This is a genomic window from Bradyrhizobium sp. LeoA1Lang, from assembly GCF_055413685.1.
On the sequence record NZ_JBVAPG010000012.1, the window covers coordinates 16,305 to 38,258 of the forward strand.

The 21,954-nt window shown below is 62.4% G+C and carries 22 protein-coding genes; 13 read left to right on the forward strand and 9 right to left on the reverse strand.

Annotated features, from left to right (window positions below; genetic code table 11):
* Nucleotides 1-166 precede the first annotated feature (166 nt).
* The 6 genes from eno to ACZYOF_RS06775 all read left to right on the forward strand — a co-directional run bounded on the left by eno (nt 167) and on the right by ACZYOF_RS06775 (nt 6,856).
* Entirely contained in the window at nt 167-1,450 is a 1,284-nt protein-coding gene (gene eno, locus ACZYOF_RS06750; protein WP_463715242.1) for a phosphopyruvate hydratase, read from the forward strand.
* A gap of 195 nt (nt 1,451-1,645) precedes the next feature.
* Nucleotides 1,646-2,782, forward strand: a complete 1,137-nt coding sequence (locus tag ACZYOF_RS06755; protein WP_463715243.1) for a zinc-binding dehydrogenase — start codon at nt 1,646-1,648, stop codon at nt 2,780-2,782.
* 251 nt (nt 2,783-3,033) lie between these two features.
* Nucleotides 3,034-3,585 (forward strand): NADPH-dependent FMN reductase, encoded by a 552-nt coding sequence (locus tag ACZYOF_RS06760; protein ID WP_463715244.1) that lies wholly within the window; start codon nt 3,034-3,036, stop codon nt 3,583-3,585.
* 45 nt (nt 3,586-3,630) lie between these two features.
* Entirely contained in the window at nt 3,631-3,948 is a 318-nt protein-coding gene (locus ACZYOF_RS06765; protein WP_130580428.1) for an FtsB family cell division protein, read from the forward strand.
* Nucleotides 3,949-4,148: 200 nt separating this feature from the next.
* Nucleotides 4,149-5,114: a GAF domain-containing protein gene (locus ACZYOF_RS06770; protein ID WP_463715245.1), complete on the forward strand. Its 966-nt coding sequence runs from the start codon at nt 4,149-4,151 to the stop codon at nt 5,112-5,114.
* Nucleotides 5,115-5,344: 230 nt separating this feature from the next.
* The gene (locus tag ACZYOF_RS06775; RefSeq protein WP_463700378.1) at nt 5,345-6,856 is read left to right on the forward strand and encodes a helicase HerA domain-containing protein; all 1,512 of its coding nucleotides are present in this window, start codon (nt 5,345-5,347) and stop codon (nt 6,854-6,856) included.
* A 50-nt stretch (nt 6,857-6,906) separates the two neighbouring features.
* Here ACZYOF_RS06775 and ACZYOF_RS06780 read toward each other — a convergent pair whose 3' ends face one another.
* The 3 genes from ACZYOF_RS06780 to ACZYOF_RS06790 form a co-directional block, all read right to left on the reverse strand.
* Complete coding sequence (locus ACZYOF_RS06780; protein ID WP_463715246.1) at nt 6,907-7,152, reverse strand: hypothetical protein; 246 nt, start codon at nt 7,150-7,152, stop codon at nt 6,907-6,909.
* Between the two features lie 73 nt (nt 7,153-7,225).
* Nucleotides 7,226-8,233: a M12 family metallopeptidase gene (locus tag ACZYOF_RS06785; RefSeq protein WP_463715247.1), complete on the reverse strand. Its 1,008-nt coding sequence runs from the start codon at nt 8,231-8,233 to the stop codon at nt 7,226-7,228.
* A 1-nt stretch (nt 8,234) separates the two neighbouring features.
* Nucleotides 8,235-10,184 carry a hypothetical protein gene (locus tag ACZYOF_RS06790; protein ID WP_463715248.1) on the reverse strand — a complete coding sequence of 650 codons (1,950 nt, stop codon included), beginning with the start codon at nt 10,182-10,184 and terminating at the stop codon, nt 8,235-8,237.
* 818 nt (nt 10,185-11,002) lie between these two features.
* Between ACZYOF_RS06790 and ACZYOF_RS06795 the strand changes: the two genes are divergently transcribed.
* The gene (locus tag ACZYOF_RS06795) at nt 11,003-11,263 is read left to right on the forward strand and encodes an ArsR/SmtB family transcription factor (RefSeq protein WP_463715281.1); all 261 of its coding nucleotides are present in this window, start codon (nt 11,003-11,005) and stop codon (nt 11,261-11,263) included.
* Complete coding sequence (locus ACZYOF_RS06800) at nt 11,260-11,658, forward strand: VOC family protein (protein WP_282527069.1); 399 nt, start codon at nt 11,260-11,262, stop codon at nt 11,656-11,658. Before ACZYOF_RS06795 ends, ACZYOF_RS06800 begins: the two co-directional genes overlap by 4 nt.
* A gap of 165 nt (nt 11,659-11,823) precedes the next feature.
* Here the strand turns inward: ACZYOF_RS06800 and ACZYOF_RS06805 are convergent, their stop codons facing one another.
* The 6 genes from ACZYOF_RS06805 to ACZYOF_RS06830 all read right to left on the reverse strand — a co-directional run bounded on the left by ACZYOF_RS06805 (nt 11,824) and on the right by ACZYOF_RS06830 (nt 16,632).
* Entirely contained in the window at nt 11,824-12,747 is a 924-nt protein-coding gene (locus ACZYOF_RS06805; protein WP_463700374.1) for a PDR/VanB family oxidoreductase, read from the reverse strand.
* Between the two features lie 14 nt (nt 12,748-12,761).
* Nucleotides 12,762-13,310 (reverse strand): MOSC domain-containing protein, encoded by a 549-nt coding sequence (locus ACZYOF_RS06810; RefSeq protein ID WP_207234584.1) that lies wholly within the window; start codon nt 13,308-13,310, stop codon nt 12,762-12,764.
* 39 nt (nt 13,311-13,349) lie between these two features.
* Entirely contained in the window at nt 13,350-13,739 is a 390-nt protein-coding gene (locus ACZYOF_RS06815; protein WP_282527070.1) for a RidA family protein, read from the reverse strand.
* 39 nt (nt 13,740-13,778) lie between these two features.
* On the reverse strand, nt 13,779-14,399 hold the full coding sequence (locus tag ACZYOF_RS06820) for a DJ-1/PfpI family protein (protein WP_130581737.1): 621 nt from the start codon (nt 14,397-14,399) through the stop codon (nt 13,779-13,781).
* A gap of 14 nt (nt 14,400-14,413) precedes the next feature.
* On the reverse strand, nt 14,414-15,718 hold the full coding sequence (locus tag ACZYOF_RS06825; RefSeq protein ID WP_282527072.1) for an MFS transporter: 1,305 nt from the start codon (nt 15,716-15,718) through the stop codon (nt 14,414-14,416).
* Between the two features lie 323 nt (nt 15,719-16,041).
* On the reverse strand, nt 16,042-16,632 hold the full coding sequence (locus tag ACZYOF_RS06830) for a helix-turn-helix domain-containing protein (RefSeq protein WP_282527073.1): 591 nt from the start codon (nt 16,630-16,632) through the stop codon (nt 16,042-16,044).
* 319 nt (nt 16,633-16,951) lie between these two features.
* On the opposite strand from ACZYOF_RS06830, the gene adh reads away from it, so the two are divergent.
* The 5 genes from adh to ACZYOF_RS06855 all read left to right on the forward strand — a co-directional run bounded on the left by adh (nt 16,952) and on the right by ACZYOF_RS06855 (nt 21,896).
* On the forward strand, nt 16,952-18,469 hold the full coding sequence (gene adh, locus ACZYOF_RS06835) for an aldehyde dehydrogenase (RefSeq protein WP_463715249.1): 1,518 nt from the start codon (nt 16,952-16,954) through the stop codon (nt 18,467-18,469).
* Nucleotides 18,470-18,671: 202 nt separating this feature from the next.
* The gene (gene pdhA / locus ACZYOF_RS06840; protein WP_130581733.1) at nt 18,672-19,694 is read left to right on the forward strand and encodes a pyruvate dehydrogenase (acetyl-transferring) E1 component subunit alpha; all 1,023 of its coding nucleotides are present in this window, start codon (nt 18,672-18,674) and stop codon (nt 19,692-19,694) included.
* Nucleotides 19,695-19,731: 37 nt separating this feature from the next.
* Nucleotides 19,732-21,132 carry a pyruvate dehydrogenase complex E1 component subunit beta gene (locus ACZYOF_RS06845; RefSeq protein WP_130581732.1) on the forward strand — a complete coding sequence of 467 codons (1,401 nt, stop codon included), beginning with the start codon at nt 19,732-19,734 and terminating at the stop codon, nt 21,130-21,132.
* A gap of 3 nt (nt 21,133-21,135) precedes the next feature.
* A complete protein-coding gene (locus ACZYOF_RS06850) occupies nt 21,136-21,441 on the forward strand; it encodes a DUF5076 domain-containing protein (RefSeq protein ID WP_282527076.1) in 306 nt (101 codons plus the stop codon).
* A 2-nt stretch (nt 21,442-21,443) separates the two neighbouring features.
* On the forward strand, nt 21,444-21,896 hold the full coding sequence (locus tag ACZYOF_RS06855) for a nucleoside deaminase (protein ID WP_463715250.1): 453 nt from the start codon (nt 21,444-21,446) through the stop codon (nt 21,894-21,896).
* Nucleotides 21,897-21,954: the final 58 nt, after the last annotated feature.

A 21,954-nucleotide genomic window follows, 5' to 3' on the forward strand; every position in this document is an offset into this window, starting at 1 on the left:
GCGTTACCCCGGCTTTGTAAAACAATGGGTTGAAACGCGAAGATCAGCATAAACCTACCACATTGCCGCGTCAGATGCGTGTCAAAGCGTAAGCGTTCACATTTGCCTGCATGCCGTGTATGACGCAGCGCATCCAACCAGAACCACACCTGAGGAAGTGCACATCATGACCGCCATCGTCGACATCATCGGCCGCGAAATTCTCGACAGCCGCGGCAATCCCACGGTCGAGGTCGATGTGGTGCTGGAAGACGGTGCGGTCGGCCGCGCCGCGGTGCCGTCGGGTGCCTCCACCGGCGCGCATGAGGCCGTCGAGCTGCGCGACGGCGACAAGGCGCGCTATCTCGGCAAGGGCGTGCAGAAGGCGGTCGGCGCCGTCAACGGCGAGATCTTCGAGGCGCTTAGCGATCACGCGGTCGAGGACCAGGTCCGGATCGACCAGATCATGATCGACCTCGACGGCACGCCGAACAAGGGCCGGCTCGGCGCCAACGCCATCCTCGGCGTCTCGCTCGCCTGCGCCAAGGCGGCCGCCGAGTCCTTCGACATGCCGCTCTATCGCTACGTCGGCGGCACCTCGGCGCGGACGCTGCCGGTGCCGATGATGAACATCATCAATGGCGGCGTGCATGCCGACAACCCGATCGACTTCCAGGAATTCATGATCCTACCGGTCGGCGCCGAAACCTTCGCCGAAGCGCTGCGCTGCGGCTCGGAAATCTTCCACACGCTGCGCGGCGAACTGAAGAAGGCCGGCCACAACACCAATGTCGGCGACGAAGGCGGCTTTGCGCCGAACCTGCCGTCCGCGGACGCCGCACTCGATTTCGTCATGAACGCGATCGGCAAGGCCGGCTACAAGGCGGGCCATGACGTGATGCTCGGGCTCGACTGCGCCTCCACCGAATTCTTCAAGGACGGCAAATACGTCTATGGCGGCGAGAACAAGACGCGCTCTCGCTCGGAGCAGGCGAAATATCTCGCCGATCTGGTCTCGCGCTATCCGATCGTCACCATCGAGGACGGCATGTCCGAAGACGACATGGAGGGCTGGAAGGAACTGACCGAGCTGGTCGGTAGCAAGTGCCAGCTCGTCGGCGACGATCTCTTCGTCACCAACGTGACGCGCCTTGCCGACGGCATCAGGAGCGGCCGTGCCAATTCGATCCTGATCAAGGTCAACCAGATCGGCACGCTGACGGAGACGCTTGCGGCCGTCGAGATGGCGCACAAGGCCGGCTACACCTCGGTGATGTCGCATCGTTCCGGCGAAACGGAAGACGCCACCATCGCCGATCTCGCGGTCGCCACCAATTGCGGACAGATCAAGACCGGCTCGCTCGCGCGCTCCGACCGGACCGCGAAGTACAATCAGTTGCTGCGCATCGAGCAGCAGCTCGGCAAGCAGGCACTGTACGCGGGCAAGTCGGCGTTCAAGGCGTTGGCCTAGGGCGGCTCGCGAACGTCGCCTTGGTCTCGTAGCCCGGGTGAAGCGGAGCGCAACCCGGGACCGCGGCCTCAACGTTCACCAGCGGCCCCGGGTTACGCTTGCGCTCCACCCGGGCTACGCAGGCTTCGGCCCTTGTTTGTTGCGGCCGGCCCGCCTAATTGAAGGCGGCCGGACAACAAGCAAGGGAGGGGTACGATGGCATCCGACGGCAAGACTGGGCTTCAGCTCCGTTCGCTGATCACGAAGAGTGGCGAGCTGGAAATTTCGCTGGTGGAGGTGCCGACCCCCGAACCCAGTCCGGACGAGATCGTGGTCCGTGTCGAGGCGACGCCGATCAATCCGTCCGACCTCGGGCTTCTGATCGGCCCTGCGGACCTTTCGACCGTCAAGGTCTCCGGCAGCAAGGAATCTCCGGTTATCTCCGCCAAGGTGCCGCAAGCGGCGCTTGGCGGGCTCGTGGCGCGGCTCGATCAATCGATGCCTGTTGGCAACGAGGGAGCCGGCGTCGTCGTGAAGACCGGATCGTCTGATGCGGCGAAGGCGCTGCTCGGCAAGACGGTCGCGCTGCTCGGCGGCGCGATGTATGCGCAGTATCGCGTGGCGCGGGCGAGGGACGTGCTGGTGCTGCCCGAGGGCACGACGCCTGCCGAAGGCGCTTCCTGCTTCGTCAATCCGCTGACGGCGCTCGGCATGACCGAGACCATGCGGCGCGAGGGCCACAAGGCGCTGGTGCATACGGCGGCCGCCTCCAATCTCGGCCAGATGCTGAACAAGATCTGCCTCAAGGACGGCATTCCGCTGGTCAACATCGTGCGCAGCAAGGCGCAGGCCGACATCCTGCACAAGATCGGCGCCAAGCACGTCGTCGATTCCTCCGCGCCGACATTCGTGGATGACCTCACCAACGCGCTGGTCGAGACCGGCGCCACCATCGCCTTTGACGCCATCGGCGGCGGCAAGCTCGCCGGCCAGATCCTCAACGCGATGGAAGTCGCGATCAACAAGACCGCCAAGGAATACAGCCGCTACGGCTCGGCCGTGCACAAGCAGGTCTATATCTATGGCAGCCTCGACACCGGCCCGGTCGAACTGCCGCGCGGTTTCGGCATGGCCTGGGGCGTCGGTGGCTGGCTCCTGACCTATTTCCTGCAGAAGCTGCCGCCGGCGGATTTCGCAAGGTTGCGCCAGCGGGTGGTCAACGAACTCAAGACCACCTTTGCGAGCCATTACACGCAAGTGGTGTCGCTGCCGGAGGCGTTGTCGCTCTCCAACATCGCTATCTATGCCAAGCGCGCCACCGGTGAGAAATTCCTGATCAATCCGAACAAGTAGTGCCGTAGCCCGGGTGAAGCGCCAGCGTAACCCGGGACCTTCGTAGATGTTGATGCAAATGCCCCGGGTTGCGCGTTCCGCTCCACCCGGGCTACGGGGTGGCGCCTGATTTGCAGTCAGCTCCCTCGTTTTCCGCCAGGCTCATTTCCGCGAACACTGTGTTTCCGCAATTGCATGTTCCATGCACTTGCATTCTTTTGGTGGTCGCGGCTTAAGTCGCGCGTCGAACTCGTCGATCGAAGGGAACCCAAATGGCCTACACCGTCGTCACCATCGCAGGCAGCCTGCGCAAGGAAAGCTTCTCGCTGAAGATCGCTCGCGCGCTGGCAAAGCTCGCGCCGTCCTCGCTGAAGCTCGACGTCATGACCCCGAACGGCATTTCCTTCTTCAACCAGGACCTGGAGGCCAACCCGCCGGCCGACTGGCTGGCATTTCGGGAGAAGCTGCAGCAGTCGAACGGCATCCTGTTCGTGACGCCGGAATACAACCGTTCGATCCCCGGCGTCCTGAAGAACGCCATCGATGTCGGCTCACGCCCGTATGGCAAGAGCTCGTTCAACGGCAAGCCGGTCGGCATCGTCAGCAATTCGCCGGGGCCGCTCGGCGGCGTGTTAGCCGCCAAGCACCTGCAGAACATCCTGCCGGGGATTACGGGTCCGATCCTGCAGCAGCCGGAGATCTATCTGAACGCGATCGGCGACGGCTTCGACGCCAATGGCGAGGTCACCAAGGACGCGCTCCGGCAGGTGCTGCAGCAGTACGTTGACGCGTTCGCGGCCCATGTCGAGAAGCACAACAAATAGCTTCACTTTAGGAGTCCATTAACCGCGGCGTCCCAAGCTGGCAGCATGGTCTCCCGCACGCGCCTCAAATCGATCCTGACCGGGCTCGCCCTCTACACGATGGCGGCCCTGATGATCGGGTATTTCGGCGTCAACGCCTATACCGGCAAATACGGCCTGAACGCCCGGCAGGAGCTCGACCAGGAGATCATCGCGCTGACCTCCGAGTTGCAGCGGCTGAAGAAGGAACGCATCGAAGGCGAGAAGCGGGTGTCGTTGCTCCGTTCAGAGAGCCTCGACCCCGATATGCTGGACGAGCGTGCCCGCTTCCAGCTCGACTACGCCAATCCGCGTGACCTGGTGCGGATCAGCAAGTCGAACTAATTGTCGAGCCGTCCCAATTGCCGTAAGGTGGTGGAAGCGTTCCGAGCGCAGTGGCCCCAATCGGGGTAAAAAGAACGCATCAAACGCCAGCGAGCCCCGCGATGGCGGTCCAGCTCCTACCGTGACTGACTTTGACGAAGGTCAAGGAAGCCATGGTCCGCATGCCCCAATATTGGGTCAAGGGAGGGAGTATCAGCGGGATGAAGGAGCTTAAGCTCGCTCATCACGCGGCCCGTGTCGAGGCCGCGATCGAAGCCGGGCAGGCCGCGAGATCCGCGCTCGTGGCGTCATGGCGACGGTCTTCCCGATTGCATCAGCTTGATCCCGCCGGAACACGGCCGCCGCAACGGCTGACCGGGGCTGAGCTCCAAGTGGCGCGGGAGCGGGTCGCGCCGCTATTGCGCGCGGCGCAAGCCAGCATGGACCGGCTGTACCAGGCGGTGGGCGCCGCCGGCTGCTGCGTGCTGCTCGCCAATCACGACGGTATTCCGCTGGAGCGGCGCGGCCACGTGGCTGATGATTCCACCTTCGAGGACTGGGGTTTGTGGACCGGTGCGATCTGGAACGAAGAGCACGAGGGCACCAATGGCATCGGCACCTGCCTGGTCGAGCAGCGCGTCCTGACCATTGACCGCGACCAGCATTTCTTCACCCGCAACACGCTGCTGAGCTGCACCGCGGCCCCGATCTATGACGAGCACGCAAGGCTCGTCGGCGTGCTCGATGTCTCCTCGTGCCGCGCCGACCGTACCGACGCGTTCGCCAATCTGATTGCGCTCGCGGCGGGCGAGGCGGCACGGCGAATCGAGGCCGAGCTGTTCCGCAACGCCTTTGCCAACGCTCGGATCGTGCTGACACCGCCGACCGAAGCCCATGGCGGCGGCTTATTGGCGATCGACAGCGACGACCTCGTGATCGGCGCGACGCGTTCGGCGCGGCTCGCCCTGGGTATCCCGCCCGACCGCACCCTCCGGCCGGTTCCGGCGGCCGACTTGCTCGATGGCCGGGAAGGGCGCTGCGAGCACCTTGGCGACGCGCAGCGCGCGGCGCTGCAGCGGGCGTTGGCGCGTGCGCAGGGCAATGTCTCGGCCGCGGCGAAGGCGCTCGGCGTCAGCCGCGCCACCCTGCACCGCAAGCTGAAGCGCTTCGACCTCAAGGGGCATTAGAGCATAATCCGGAAAAGTGGATACCGGTTTTCCGGAAAGATCATGCTCAAACAAAGAGATGAGATCATGATCCGATTCCGTCCAATCGGATCATGATCTAAGCCGGAAACGCGCGACTCGGAGTTATCGGTGGACGCTGTGTGGAACACTGGCTAATTGGCCGTGGGGCGCTCGACGGGCTGTGAACGGGTTGATAAGCCGCTCTCCGCAAGGAGAGTTTGAGTCGGGACATGACCGTTGCGATCGAGATGGGGCACACGACGGCCGGCGCCCCGGCTGTTCTGGACCTCGAGGAATTGCTGGCGACCCGCCTCCTGGTGCAAGGCAATTCAGGCTCCGGCAAATCCCATCTGCTGCGCCGCCTCCTTGAACAGAGTGCCGCCTGGGTGCAACAGGCCATCATCGACCCCGAAGGCGATTTCGTGACGCTGGCCGATCGTTTCGGTCATCTCGTGATCGATGCCGAGGACCATACCGAGCGAGGCCTGCAGGTTGCCGGCGAGCGGGCGCGCATCCATCGCGTCTCCACCGTGCTTAATCTCGAGGGGCTGGACGCAGAGAACCAGATGCGCCGCGCCGCCGCCTTCCTCGGCGGCCTGTTCGACATCGAGCGCGACCACTGGTATCCGATGCTTGTGGTGGTGGATGAAGCGCAGCTCTTTGCGCCGGCGATCGCCGGGGAAGTTTCGGACGAGGCGCGCAAGCTCTCGCTCGGCGCCATGACGAACCTCATGTGCCGTGGCCGCAAGCGTGGGCTTGCCGGGATCATCGCAACCCAGCGACTTGCGAAGCTCGCCAAGAACGTCGCGGCCGAGGCGTCCAATTTCCTCATGGGCCGAACTTTCCTTGATATCGACATGGCGCGCGCTGCCGATCTTCTCGGCATGGAGCGGCGGCAGGCGGAGGCCTTCCGGGACCTGGAGCGTGGACAATTCATGGCGCTGGGCCCGGCGCTGTCCCGCCGTCCCCTGGGGCTGCGCATTGGCCCGACGGATACCCACGCGCGCAATGCGACGCCGCGACTGCTGCCGCTGCCGGAAGCGACGCTGGAAGACGCGCGCGCCGTGATCCTGGCAGCGCCGCCGCCCGAGGCTGGCCGGCCGCAGCGCCGGCCGGCGCCGGATCTTCTCGAACAGCTCAGGGCGGCGAAGTCCGCGGTCCCGGATATCCGTCCCGAAGCGATTGAGGTGCCAATCAGCGATGAGGAGCTGGCCGAGCGGCGCGAGCAGGTGGACCGTATCCTGAGCGCCGTCCTTGCAGAGCCCGATGCGGGATTCCGCGCCATCGGTGTCCTCTATCAGGAGTTCGTGGTCCGCTGCCGGATAGAGGGCCTCGGTTCGGCGGTGCCGGACCTCAACGACTTCCGCCGCATGCTGACGCGCGCCCGCGCCGGGCTCGGCTCCGATCTGGTCGAGGATGACGCGTGGCAGGATGTCTCGCTTCGCGCCTCCATTTTGCCGGAGGATATGCAGGGCGTCTTCATGATGATCGCCCGCGCGGCGAAGGAGGGCCGGCCGTGCCCCAGCGATGCAGCGATTGCGCGCGCCTATGGCTCACACTCGTTACGCCGCGCGCAACGTCTGCTGACATATATCGAGGATCAGGGCCTTATCGTCTGCCAGCTTGACGGTGCAGGTCGAAGGATCGTGACACTGGTCGAACTGGCCTGGGCGACAGCCCCAGGCGACCCGAATGCCGAGGAACTGCCGGCGGAGCAAGGTTGCAGCGCTGCGTCGCTATGATGCGACGATCGGGCAGGGCATAGACAGCTTTTCCGCCCAATAGCTGATCGTCAGGCGGCGGCGACGACAATCGCGATCTGCCGCGTTTCCGGGGTAGCCTGCCATGGATTCCCTCTGATCACCTCGATGCGGGCCTGCCCGGATTGGAGCGCCCGAAACAACGCGCTGGTCGGCGGTCCGGCCGGGCTCAGCACACAGCCGTCATCCGAGACCACGCCGGGCGAGAAGACCCCCACGAGTTCGACGGCCGTCCCGCCTTCCAGAACGCGCCCGCCGGTTGCCCCGAATAGCAGCAAGTCTCCCACCCGCACATGCAGCACGGGTGGGGGGGCGTCGCATGCCTGGATCTCGATAAGGTGCGCCAAAGCGTTACTGCACCATTTCCTCGTCCACTTCGACGTCTTCCGATGGCGACCATTCGTCGGCGAGGCCCATCCCAGCCTGGATCGACGGGGCACGCTCAGCCGACACCTTCGGGTAGATCCGCCCGGCGAACGCGGCGTCGGTGGCGTTGATGTCTATGCCTCCCCGGATCGGCTCGCCGGTTTTCGTAATCGATCCCGGAAGCTGGTAGCACATGATCGAATCCTGGTCCGGCGGGGTGCCCATGATCGTATCCTGGCTGAGCGGTGTCAGCACCTGCTGGTCCACCATCTCGCGAGACCAACCCTGTGTGCGCAGGAAGAAATCGTACGCCTTCTCTGGATCTATGAGCGCAACCAGCTCCTCACGCATGTGCTCATGCGGGAAGCCGAGCGTGTGCCCGGCTTCATGACGAACCACACGATGGAATTCGCGTTCCGGCATGTTCATCGTGAAACCCTGGAGGTTCAGCGTCGGCCGATTGCTGGGGATATGCAGAATGTCGGTGCCGAGATAGGACCAATATCCGGCTTGATTCCGCGAGATACGCACCTTCCCGACACCGCGGGTCTCCACGAACGAGATGCCGGCGGTTTGGTTCCAGGCATCCATGTGCTGAATGATCCGGCGGCGCAGATCGCTTGGCCCGCCATCCAGAAAGCTGACCGTGAGTTGCCGCTGCTGCGGGCCCCAATACTTCCCAACCAGAACTGAAATCGCTGCCGGCGAGAGCACCAGACCGCGCGCCACAGCGCCGATCGGGCCGAAGCTAACCCGATTCACGGGGTTGATTGATATTGCGGTCTTTGCGGCCTTCTCGACCAGACGATCGGGCAGTTGCTTAATCGAACAGTGCGCGTTTCTCCCACCCGCGTGGATATGGGAACCTCGCGTCGTCTCGCCATGCGGTTTGCTATCGTCTTCGTCCGTATACGGACCGCTATCCACGGCTGTCTGAGCCACCTCCGCGATTCTCATCAAAGCCTGGCGGAGTTTCTGGTCGCTATCGCACATGTTATCCTCCTCCTCGTTGCTGCTTGCTGGCGTCGTCGACATTCTGCTGGAAGAGATGGCATTTGCTCGATCGTGGCAGGTGACGGCGCATTCCGCGTTTCGTCCACCCTTTCGAGCCGCCTTTGCTGTCAAGATAGTCTGCTTGTGCCTGTATTCGGCGTCGATCCGTAACGCTCTTGCGGATCACGTAGCGAACTTGCCCATCCGGACCCAGGATGACGGTAGAGCCGCCGAAAACTTCACTTGTTGCTTTCGAGCTCTGCTTGCACCAGCGCCGCTGGGTGATCTCGGCTACAGTATCGAAGGTGACCTGCCGGTCCGGTCCGACACGACGCAGGGATCGAATAGAACCAACAACGGCCGGATCGACGCGATCGCCCTCCAATCGGCTGTCGCCTGGCAAGGCACAGCCGAACGCATGTGCATATCCTGGCCGCATGACATAGGCCCCAAGTGCCTCGGCCTGGCGTCGCAGCTCGGTCTCATCGGCTGCTCGTCCCGGATCGCCGGCGAAGCGCATCTCCTTGAAGTGCAGGGCTTCGATCGGTTCCATCTTTCTGTCAGGTGGTCGCCACAGCAGAGAATCCTCCGCGAGGTCCGGCACGTCATCGGCGTAGATGCGGCGGCGCGCGAACGAATCGATGATGGCCTCGCGATAGCCGAAGGGATCGTCTTGAACGAGATCGAAATCCGCAGTGATCAGGGCTCGCAGATATTCGCCAAAACGCAGGTCGAACGGCGGGCAGTAGTCGATGGCACGTATGCAAATTGAAAGAAACTGCGATGCCAATGTGCTTGCCTGGTCCGCGAAAATCCCGGCGAGCTCCGGGCCGGGAGCTTCACCGGGAGCCAGACGCGCCAGGCGAAGGTACCGTTTCGTCTTCCGCCGCAGTACCGTCGCGAATGCTTCGAAGATCGCAGTTACCAGAAGCGAACCGCGCTCGTGTGGCTCGTCTCCAGCCTTGTCATACCGTTCGATGCTGCGTTCCTCGTGCTGCCCAGGGCCAGCGAGAGTGATCGCTGAGCGTAACGGTCCGCCAGAACCTGTGGCATGTCCGAATTGGGAAGCGAGTGACAGAAGCAGCTCATCGGTCTCAAGCTTGGCGCCCGACCGCTCAATCGCGGCATGAACGACATCCGAATATGAGAAGTGCATGAGGATTGCCACAAGGTCGGCAAATCCTTCGTGGAAGGCCGAGACATCCGGGTGGGTCGGCAGCCGAAAGCGCGTCCGGAGACCATCCAGCAACGCGTGAGTCATTTCGTGCACGATGATGTCGTGTGAAAGGCTGGTGAAGACCCGGCCATGGGGGCGGCTGCGCCCCTGAACGTCACCATCGGCACTGAAGTATCCGAACTTGAGTTCACCTGCTGACGGATCGTAGTAGGCGTTGCGGTCGCAGAACGCCTGCGGTCGAATCCTGAGCTTTGGATAAGCTTGGCCGGGCTTGGCACGGAAGCCCCAGCACGGATCGCGGCCAAGCGCCCGCCGGAAGGCATAGTAGGTGGACGCACAGACGGCGTAGACCATTTGTTGCCGGAACATGGGGTCGGACGGCGAGGGGACTCGTCCGCTCTCCATCAGGATGCGAGGATTGTCCAAGTCCACCGGCTCGTTGGACTGCCCGGTCGTTTGGTCCCAATCGACCACTTCCAGGATGCTGCCCACTGGACCCGAGCTCAATTGTTCGAATGGGACGTTTATCGTAGCCACTGCGCCATCCAGGCGACTTGCCGTTGGATCGAGTGTGTAGATTCTAAGCGGCCGAAAGATCGGATCGTGGTGCGCCCGTTGGTACGGCTGCACTGAGGCAGTGGCCAAAAAAACCGGATCCACAACAAAGTAGTTGGCCGATGCAGCCAGATCGCCCTGTACCTTGTGGCTTTCAGAGCGAGACGCCACATCAGGCTTCAGGGTGTCATGCAGGGTCGGCTTCGTCGTGTTGTCCACAAAACGACTCCCCGGCACAAATCAACTGGTAAGGCCCGATCATGCGTGAGTGTCGGGCCAAATAAACTGTTTCATCTGATAGACGATCAGTAGTCCTTTCCTTGACCGTCTATTTCACTCCCGTGTCACCCAATAGCTATTTTGCAAGCGATTGCGTCTTCGGCCTTTGAGGCGCACACCGGCATGAACCGAACTGTTATCCATGCAGTACGCAGCCGTACGCAGAAAAAACGGCGCGTGTATTTTACAACGTGATCCGTCGCCGGTGTGTGTGCTGGTTCACGCTGCAAGCATGGTGTGACTCAATCGGCGTATTTCAGCACGCTTCTCTACAAATCGGCCCATTCCAGCGCGTCCAGGCGCAGCAATGGGATCGTCCTCTTCGACGACAGACTGATCGACTACAGATGCCTATCGAATTGCGCGATCGCAGCCGCGGTATTGGCCGAGATCGGCGAGGTCGAGCCCGGACTGGTAAATCGTCCCGCGGATCGCCCTTGCTGATGTTCTGGGTACAATCGAATTTTGTCTTCGCGTCCTGCAATTTTGCCCTGCGACAATCCGTATAGCTTAGCTCAAATTTCAACCATAGGGTAGCCATTTCCGCGAGGACAACTTGTCGCGCAGCAGTAGTCGCTTGCCTGACAGAACTCTTGGTCGAACGATACGGTCAGGCTGCGCGCGTCATCGCATCACTCAGAGACATATGGTCGCTGTTCCCTTGCGGCGCGCAACTTGACATGCAGTAAAATTACTGCATTTTGATCCGGGTGGACGACGACCAGCTCGACAATGTCTTCAAGGCGCTCGGCGATCCCGTGCGTCGCCGCATCCTTGATCGCTTGGCGAAGCGTCCCGCGCAGTCCTTGTTTGAGATCTGCGCTTCGTCGGTCGCAGAGGATGGCAGAAGCCTGTCGCGACAAACGATCTCGCAGCACCTCGACATGCTGGAGAGGGCTGGGCTTGTCCAGACGCATTGGAGCGGGCGCACCAAGATGCATACTCTCGACACTGCGCCTCTGCGGAAAGCCGCCGACGCCTGGCTCAACAAGCATCTGAAAAAAGGGAGTGGAACATGAGGATCTATGTCATGAGCGTCTTCGTTGACGATCAGGCCAAAGCCCTGGATTTCTACACGGAGAAGCTGGGTTTCATCGTGAAGCACGATATCCCGCTTGGCGGCGATCATCGCTGGCTGACTGTTGTGTCGAAGGAGGCACCGGAAGGAACGGAGCTCCTGCTTGAGCCGAGTGAGCACCCCGCCGTTGGGCCATACAAATCTGCGCTTGTGAACGATGGGATTCCTGCAGCGTCCTTCAAAGTGGATGATCTCGAAAAAGAGTTCGAGAGATTGCGCGACCTCGGTGTCGAATTCACGGTACAGCCGATGGATGCTGGCCCCGTCAGAATGGCTGTCTTTGACGACACATGCGGCAATCTCGTTCAGCTCGTCGAAATGCTCGAAGGAAGGTGAGGGCGGCAACGTCAACGGCGCGGCCGCACATATCGGCTACGGGTCAGAAGCGGCGAAGCCTAGCCGCATGTCATATCGATTCTGAAACAGGAGGCGACCTTGCAAAGGGAAGGTTCCGATGCTGCGATGAAGCCGCCTCCTTTGGTGCGCGTGAAGGAACCTTCACTACAGCTCCAATGTTACACTCACCCGAGCGCGCGAGACGCATAGCATCAGCCGGTCCTGCCGCTTCGACGTCGGCAACACCTTGTCGCGATGCAGGACAATGCCGTCGCGATAGCCACATTCGCAGGAGCCGCAGACGCCCATCTCGCAGGACGACGGCAGCGGGAAATCATGCTCGCGCAGCACATCGAGCAACGACTTATCCGCAGGCACCAGAATCCGCTGCCCGGTGGACGCCACGGTGGCCTCGAACGGCTCGGGCTTGAAGTTCTCATCCACCGTCATCTGAAAATGTTCGCAGTGAATCTGCTCCTCGGACCATTCCGACAGCGACGACTGCACAGCATCAAGCAGCCGTTGCGGCCCACAGATGTAGACGTGGGTGCTGGGACTGTGTGGACCGATCACTGCCGGATCGAACCGTTCGCCGTGTTTGGAGAACCAGCATTGCAGATCATCGCCGCAGACCTGCACCAGTTCAGCGAGCAGCGGCGCCTCGGACGGCGACCTCGCACAATAGTGGAGCGTAAATGCCTTGCCCCACTGCTTCAGGCTGCGCGCCATCGCCAGCAACGGCGTGATGCCGATCCCGCCCGCAATCAGGACATAGCGTTCGCCGTCCGACGTTAGAGGAAGATTGTTGCGCGGCGCGGAGATGTGGACTTCGCAGCCCTCTCTCAGTGTCTGGTGCGCCCACACCGAGCCGCCACGGCCGTTCGCCTCCCGTTTGATGGCGATCTCGTAGCGCGCGGTGTCGGCTGGATCGCCACACAAGGAGTATTGCCGCACGCGCCCGTCGGGCAGGCGCATGTCGACATGGGCACCCGCGCTCCATTCAGGCAGAGCCGGCCGCAGGGGATGAACGAGCTTCAGGTGAACAACGTCCGGTGTCGAGAAGCTCAGATTCTCAACACGCAGCTTCATGATCAAACGTGCTGTCATGGGCTTAACAACTCGATCTTGTCGCCTGGGTGGATGATGCCGCCACGCTCGATGCCACAGTTCAGTCCGGAGCGATTGTAGAGCGGGAGGAAGACCGGCAGACCCAAAAGCTCTTCCAGGTACTTGCACGGAAAGTTCAGCCGCCCGCCGCGCAGGATCACGTCGCCGACGCGAAAACGCCGCCCGACGAGATGGTTCAGCGGCACGCCCTTCACTGTCAGATTGCGGCGGTGGTCGCGCGGCTCCAGCGTGATCGGCGCCTGCTGCAAGGGAGGATCGTTGCGGGAGATAGCATCCAGCGCTTCCTGCTCGATCAGCGTGAGCTCGCGTACATCAGGCTTCGGCGAATAGGTGCCGAGACCGTTATAGTAACGGTCGCCAACGATCCCCCGTCCCGCCACGCATTCCGCCTCGGCAAGCTCCTCCATCTCGTAGCTGGCGCTTGGCGCGATGTGGATGTGCAGCAGGACGCCGCGCCACTGCGTGGCGCCGCCGTCTTTGGTGACGGCGACCGAACCTGCGGGATGCGCGAACGCCTCGATCATCTTCGGCGGCGGCCGCCCTGGCGAACGCATGTTCATGGCTTATCCTTTGGTGCGTAGCGCAATGGCTTCGACTTCCACTAACGCATCCTTCGGTAGCCGCGCGACCTCGATGGTCGAACGCGCCGGCGGCGCATAGCTGAAGAACTCGGCGTAGATCCCGTTCATCACGGCGAAGTCGTCCATGTTCTTCAGGAACACCGTGGTCTTGACGACGCTCTCGAAGGAAGCGCCGCCTGCTTCCAGCACCGCGGACAAATTGGCCAGCGACTGGCGTGTCTGCTGTTCGATGCCCTCCGGAATCGTCCCGCTTGCAGGATCGATCGGAAGCTGCCCGGACGCAAACACGAGTTGGTCGGTCCGCACGGCCTGCGAATACGGACCGGCCGCGGGCGCGGCCTTGTCGGTGCTGACGAGGAATTTGGTAGTCATGTGGTCTTCGCTTTCTTTTTCTGACGTTCGAGTCGAGGTCTATCCCGCGAGAAATTCCTCGCGGTTCATGTTGGCTTTGCGTGCGCGCTGATACTCGATGATGCGCGCGGTTTCGCTGGCGACGGCTTCACCCAGCATGCGCTGGATGATGTGCAGCGTGGTGTCGATGCAGAGCGACACGCCTCCGCCCGTCACCACCGCACCGCTGTCGACGATGGGAGCCTCCTGCGCATCGATCTGCGGATACGTGCTGCGCATCCGCCCGAGCGGTGATACCTCCGGTGGCGCGATCGCGCGTTTCGTGGTGGCGGCGATGCCGTCGAGCACGCCGCTGGCCGCGAGGATCATGCCGCCCGTACAGACGGAGGCCACCTGCGTCGAGGCATGGACGCGCCGGATGTAGTCCAGGGTTGTCTCCGACACGGCCTGCTGCTCCCATCCCGGACCGCCGGTCACGATGACGACATCGCACACCGGCGCATCGTCGATGCCGAACTGCGCGATGACGTCGAGACCATTGGACAGGCGGACGATACCCGCCTTCGGCGCGATGGTGCAGATGCGGATGCGAGGAACGATCCGGCGTGCCATGGACAGCACGCCGAAGGTTGCGAGATCAATCGGCTCGACGCCGTCGTAGATGAAGATTCCAAACAGCATGGAGCTTTTCCGCTTCAGCCGATAGTGTCATCCTTGGTTTCCCGCGCGGCAAAGGCCGCCCACAGCGTCAGGATGGCGATGCCGATCATCATCACCGAGACGCCCGCGGTGCCGCCGAAGTAACCGACCAGCGCCGTAGCGATGATCGGCGAGAATCCGCCGCCGATGGCGGCCGCCGCCTGAAATCCGAACGAAGCGCCGCTGTAGCGAACCCGCGGCCCGAACAGTTCGGGAAAGTAGGTGGATTCCAGTCCGAACATCATGCCGTGCCCGAAATTCATGGCGATGATGATGGCCAGCGTCACCGTGGCGACGCTCTTGGTTTCCAGCATCCAGAACAGGGGAAACGCGAAAGCGATGGTGAACAGTGCGCCCAGGATGAAGAACACGCGGCGACCGATCTTGTCCGACAGCCAGCCGAACAGAGGCAGCGTGATCAGCTCGAACAATGCGGCATACATCACCGCATCGAGCATCATCTGCTTGGGCAGCGCCAGTGTCGTTGTGGCGTACACGACCACGAACACCGTGAGCATATAGACCCAGGACACTTCGGACAGCTTCAGGCCGACGGCGATGAGGAACGTCCTGAAGTTTTTGCCGAGAGCCTCGCCGAACGGATTCTTCGAGAACGAGTCGGTGGCCTTCATCTTCTCGAAGACCGGTGTCTCCGGAACCCGCGAGCGGATGAACGTACCGAGCGCGAGCAGAAGGACGCTGGCCAGGAACGGAATGCGCCAGCCCCACGCCTGGAAGTCGGCCTCGGGAAGCTTCGTCGCCAGCGCAAACACCAGCGTCGCCAGCACCAGGCCGATGGGAAAACCGATCTGCACGAAGCTGCCGTAGAAGCCGCGCTTGTCGGCGGGCGAATGCTCGATGACCATCAGCGAGGCGCCGCCCCACTCACCGCCAAGGCCGATGCCTTGAATGATGCGCAGCAGGATCAGGAGGATGGGGGCGAGCACACCGATGGAGGCGTAGTTCGGCAGTAACCCGATGCAGAACGTGCTGAGGCCCATGATGAACATCGTGAGCACGAGCATCGACTTGCGCCCCATCCGGTCGCCGAAGTGCCCGAACAGCGCGCCGCCTAGCGGGCGGGCCACAAAGCCGACGGCGTAAGTGCCGAGCGCGGCAAGCGTTCCCGTCAGCGGATCAATGGTCGGAAAGAACGTCTTATTAAACACGAGCGCCGCAGCGGTCGCATAGATCAGGAAGTCATACCACTCAATGATGGTGCCGACGCTGCTCGCAATCACGATCGATCGCATCTTGGAGCCAGCCGTTCGGGCGTCAGATATGGTCGCAGCAATGCTCATTTCCAACTCCTCAAAAAACCCCGGGGAACACATTTCCCGTTTATGAGAGATTTTTCTAAAGTAGTGGATGCAAGCGGTGTGCCGGAATTCCTCCGCCGAAAACGCTGAGCTTTTTCGCAAGCTCGAATGCTTTGATGAATTTGGAAGCTGCTGGCGTCAAAAAAGCCCGCAAATTCGGCGCTGCATGCGAGTACGGCAAGGCGCCTGCGACGGCGCGCCGACGCCCATCAATTGACCGAAGTGACTGAAAAAGCAGCTTTGGCCGCGGCATCGGTCACGGCGGATCACGACGCGGATAGGAGATTAGTTTCCACTTCAGTGGATCACGATCGTACCTTCGCGGTGTCGATCACGAGGAAATACTCGCATGGCGTCTTGCCGAGATTGAGGAACGAATGGTCGGCATCCGCCTGGAAATAAAGGGAATCCCCCTGATTGAGATTGACGCGCTGATCGCCGATCGAGACCCGCATCCGTCCGCGCAGCACGAAGATGTACTCCTCCACGCCCCGGCGATGGGCCACGAAGGTTCCGGTTTCCGCTTCCGGCGGCAGCGTGTTGAGCACCCAGTCGATCCCGCGCCCGGGAAGCACCGGAGAAATACACCGCCGCAGGAAGCCGGATTCCTCGTCCCTCAGGATCGGCTGGCGGGCGGCCGGGATATAAACGATCTCGCGTTCGACCGCGGGCGCCATCAGTTGGGAGAACGTGACGCCCAGAGCTTCCGCCAGCTTGGACAGGATCACCGTGGAGGGAACCGTCTCGCAGCGCTCGATCTTGGAGATCATGGAGCGGCTGACACCGGACGCCTCGGCGAGCTGTTCGAGCGAGAAGTTGTTCTTCTTCCGGAAATGACGAATCTCTTCGGCGAGAACCGAAAGCTGAGAACTGTCACTGGGATCTAAAGTGCTCAAACCGGTAATCCTTTTGATGAGCACTACTCTTACGGATTCAGAATGGTAAGGGCAATCTGGAGGTTGGATGGCGGCACTCGCTGTCCTCACGGTTTATCTGCGCTTCGAGAGAAGTTTCTGGAAGCTCACGCAGCCCTATCGTCCTCCAGAATGAAACGCGTCGGTCCCCGCGTTCTGAGTGTCGCAAATCTGCGACAGGTTGGCGTCGTGTTCTGATGCCACCCCGCTGACATCCTTGCTTCCGCCCGACATGTTTTTCCTGCCATCGCGCGGCATGAGCCGGCGGCGGTCAGCAATCAAACAACAGCGGGAGTGAAGCATGAACAAGCCTGAATTCCTCACGACATCGACGAACCCGTTCGCGGAGCGCTACGACAATTTCATCGGCGGCAAATGGGTCGCGCCGCGCTCGGGCAAGTATTTCGACAACGCCTCGCCGGTGACCGGCAAGGTGGTCTGCAAGATCGCGCGCTCGGATGCGCAGGACATCGAGCTCGCGCTCGATGCCGCACATGCCGCCAAGGACGCGTGGGGACGCCATAGCGTCGTGGAGCGGGCCAACATCCTCAACCGGATCGCCGACCGCATGGAGGAGAACCTGGAGCGGCTCGCGATCGCCGAGACCTGGGACAATGGCAAGCCGATCCGCGAGACCCGCGCCGCCGACGTGCCGCTCGCGATCGATCATTTCCGCTACTTCGCCGGCGTCGTGCGCGGGCAGGAGGGGAGTCTCGCCGAGATCGACCACGACACCGTGGCCTATCACTTTCATGAGCCGCTTGGCGTTGTCGGCCAGATCATCCCGTGGAACTTTCCGCTTCTGATGGCGTGCTGGAAACTGGCGCCCGCGCTTGCCGCCGGCAATTGCGTGGTGCTGAAGCCCGCCGAGCAGACCCCGGCCTCGATCATGGTGTGGATCGAGCTCGTTGCCGACCTGCTGCCACCCGGCGTCCTCAACATCGTCAATGGCTTCGGGTTAGAGGCTGGCAAGCCGCTGGCGTCGAGCCCGCGGATCGCCAAGATCGCCTTCACGGGTGAAACCACGACGGGACGGCTGATCATGCAATACGCCAGCCAGAACCTGATCCCGGTCACGCTCGAGCTCGGCGGCAAGTCGCCGAACATCTTCTTCAAGGATGTGGCGGCGGAAGACGACGATTTCCTCGACAAGGCGATCGAGGGCTTTGTGATGTTCGCGCTGAACCAGGGCGAAGTCTGCACCTGTCCGAGCCGGGCGTTGGTGCAGGAACAGATCTATGAGCGCTTCATGGAGAAAGCGCTGAAGCGCGTCGCGGCGATCGAGCAGGGCGACCCGCGCAATCCCGCCACCATGATCGGCGCCCAGGCCTCGAACGAGCAGCTCGAGAAAATTCTTTCCTACATCGACATCGGCACGAAAGAGGGGGCCAAGCTCCTGACCGGCGGGGCCCGCGCGATGCTGCCCGGTGATCTCGAAGGCGGCTTCTATGTCCAGCCCACCGTGTTCGAAGGCAACAACCGGATGCGGATCTTCCAGGAGGAGATATTTGGCCCGGTTGTGTCGGTGACCACGTTCAAGACCGATGAGGAGGCGCTCGCCATCGCCAACGACACGCTCTACGGCCTTGGTGCCGGCGTCTGGAGCCGCGATGCCAACCGCTGCTACCGGTTTGGGCGGGCGATCCAGGCCGGCCGCGTCTGGACCAACTGCTACCACGCCTATCCGGCGCATGCGGCGTTCGGCGGCTACAAGCAGTCGGGCATCGGCCGCGAGACCCACAAGATGATGCTCGACCACTACCAGCAGACGAAGAATCTCCTGGTCAGCTACAGCCCCAAGAAGCTCGGCTTCTTCTGATACGGGGGCGTGATGACGGCGCGGCGTCTGCCCGCGCCGTTGTCACGCAATGAAATTCCGAACAAACGCATCAATCGATAGTAATATTTTGATCTCCGCTGCACTGCGGCATAGCAATTGCCGTGCGACATCACGCAATCCTTCCCCGGCCGTTTGAGTTGGGATAGAGAGGGCCAAATCACCCCTCTCATCCGGAAATGCCATGGCCGCACCCAAGAAAAGCGTCACAAAGGAAGCAGGGCAGGAGAAGGGGGACAGCTCCCCGCCGGAATTCACCAAGGAGCAGGAACTCAAGGCACTGCGCGACATGCTCCTGATTCGGCGCTTCGAGGAGAAGGCCGGCCAGCTCTACGGCATGGGCGCGATCGGCGGCTTCTGCCATCTCTATATCGGCCAGGAAGCCGTCGTCGTCGGCATGCAGATGACCCTGAAGAAGGGCGACCAGGTCATAACCGGCTACCGGGACCATGGACACATGCTGGCCTGCGGCATGGAAGCCAAGGGCGTGATGGCCGAGCTGACCGGACGCCGCGGCGGCTATTCCAAGGGCAAGGGCGGCTCCATGCACATGTTCAGCGTGGCCGAGCACTTCTACGGCGGCCACGGCATCGTTGGTGCGCAGGTCTCGCTCGGCACCGGGCTCGCCTTCGCCAACCGCTACCGTGAAAACGATTTCGTGAGCCTTGCCTATTTCGGCGACGGCGCCGCCAACCAGGGCCAGGTCTATGAAAGCTTCAACATGGCCGAGCTGTGGAAGCTGCCGGTGGTCTACATCATCGAGAACAATCGCTATGCCATGGGCACCTCGGTGGCGCGCTCCTCGGCGCAAACCGATTTCTCCAAGCGCGGCGCCTCCTTCAACATTCCGGGCCGGCAGGTCGACGGCATGGACGTGCGCGCGGTGAAGGCGGCAGGCGACGAGGCGGTCGCTTGGTGCCGCGCCGGCAAGGGCCCCTATATCCTGGAGATGCAGACCTACCGCTATCGCGGCCACTCTATGTCCGATCCGGCGAAGTATCGGACGCGTGAGGAGGTGGAGAAGGTCCGCCATGACCATGACCCGATCGAGCAGGTCCGCAACCGCCTGCTCGCCGCCAATGTCAGCGAGCAGGACTTGAAGTCGATCGACGCCGAGGTGCGCGATATCGTCAATGCCGCCGCCGACTTCGCGCAGCACGATCCCGAGCCCGATCCGTCCGAGCTCTACACCGACGTCTACCGCTAAGCGCAGACTGAATACGAAAGAGTATCCGGGAGCCGATATGCCCATTCAAGTTCTCATGCCTGCGCTGTCTCCCACGATGGAGAAAGGCAACCTCGCCAAATGGCTGAAGAAGGAAGGCGAGCCGATCAAGTCGGGTGACGTCATCGCCGAGATCGAGACCGACAAAGCCACCATGGAGGTCGAGGCCACCGATGAGGGCACGCTCGGCCAGATCCTGATCCCGGAAGGCACCGCCGACGTCGCCGTCAACACGCCGATCGCAACCATCCTGGCCGACGGCGAGAGTGCAGCCGATCTCGCCAAGGCCGTAAGTCCCGCGAAGCAGGAGAAGGCTGCCGAGTCCGCGCCTCCCGCACAGGCCAAGGCCGAAGCACCTGCGCCCAAGGCAGAAGAGAAAGTGCCGGCCGCACCGAAGGCCGTCAGCGAGCCTGAGCCCGAGGTGCCCGCCGGCACCGAGATGATCACGCAGACCATCCGCGAAGCGCTCCGTGACGCGATGGCGGAGGAGATGCGGCGCGATCCGGATGTCTTCCTGATGGGCGAAGAGGTCGCCGAATATCAGGGCGCCTACAAGGTGAGCCAGGGGCTGTTGCAGGAGTTCGGCGCGAGGCGCGTGATCGATACGCCGATCACTGAGCATGGCTTTGCCGGCATCGGCATCGGCGCCGCGATGGCGGGCCTCAAGCCGATCGTCGAGTTCATGACCTTCAATTTCGCCATGCAGGCGATGGACCAGCTCATCAACTCGGCGGCCAAGACGCTCTATATGTCCGGCGGCCAGATGGGCTGCTCGATCGTGTTCCGCGGGCCGAACGGAGCCGCCGCCCGCGTCGCGGCCCAGCACAGCCAGGATTATTCGTCCTGGTACTCGCACATCCCAGGGCTGAAGGTGATCGCGCCGTTCTCGGCCGCCGACTACAAGGGCCTCTTGAAATCCGCGATCCGCGATCCCAATCCGGTGATCTTCCTCGAGAACGAGGTGCTGTACGGCCATTCCGGCGAGGTGCCGAAGCTCGACGACTATATCGTGCCGATCGGCAAGGCGCGCGTGGCGCGCAAAGGCCAGCACGTCACCATCATCTCCTGGTCCAACGGCATGACCTATTCGCTGAAGGCGGCCGATGAGCTGGCCAAGGAAGGTATCGAGGCCGAAGTGGTCGACCTGCGCACGCTGCGCCCGATGGACACCGAGACCATCGTCGAGTCCGTGAAGAAGACTGGCCGCGCGGTGACGGTCGAGGAGGGCTGGCAGCAGAGCGGCGTCGGGGCCGAGGTTGCCGCCCGTATCATGGAGCATGCCTTCGATTATCTGGATGCGCCCGTTACGCGCGTATCCGGCAAGGACGTGCCGATGCCCTACGCGGCCAATCTGGAGAAGATGGCTTTGCCTTCGGTCGCCGAGGTGGTGGAAGCCGCCAAGGCCGTTTGTTACCGGTGACGCATGGTAGGGCCGCAGGAACAGCCATTACCGCCTGACGTGATGGGTCGCGACGACGCGATCGAGGTGCTGCGCGCCTTTGTCGTCGACGGCGGGCTTTCCATCGCGTTCCAGCGCGCCTTCGAGGAGCCGGATACGTGGGGCCTGATGCTGGTCGACATCGCGCGCCATGCCGCACGCGCCTATGCACGCGAGAGCGAGTACACCGAGGAAGAGGCGCTCGCCCGCATTATCGACATGTTCCAGGCTGAGGTCGCGCGGCCGACCGATCCGGGCAGCACCACGCCGCGATCGAAACAGGGGCATTGATCGTGACCGTCGAGCAATACCACTACGACTTCATGGCGGAAGCGATCCGCGAGGCGGAGATCGGCATCTCCGAGGGCGGACTGCCGATCGGCGCGGTGCTGACGCGCGATAACAAGATCGTCGCGCGCGGCCATAACCGGCGGATGCAGGAGAAGAACGTCATCCTGCACGGCGAGATGTCGTGCCTGCGCGACGCCGGCCTGATCTCGTTCCACGATACGGTCATGTACACGACGCTGTCGCCGTGCTCGATGTGCGCTGGCGCGATCGGATTGTTCAAGCTGAAGCTCCTGGTGATCGGGGAGTCCGTAACATTCCCGGGCAGCAAGGACATCCTGACGCAGTTCGGCATCCCCTTCATCGATCTCGTCGATGACCGCTCGATCGACATGATGAAGAACTGGCGCTCGGATCCCGCCAACGAGCGCACCTGGCAGGGCGATATCGGCAATTGAGGCTCTTCCGCCCACACCGATCCGCCCACACGATTCCGGCAGGTTTCCTCACGCGACG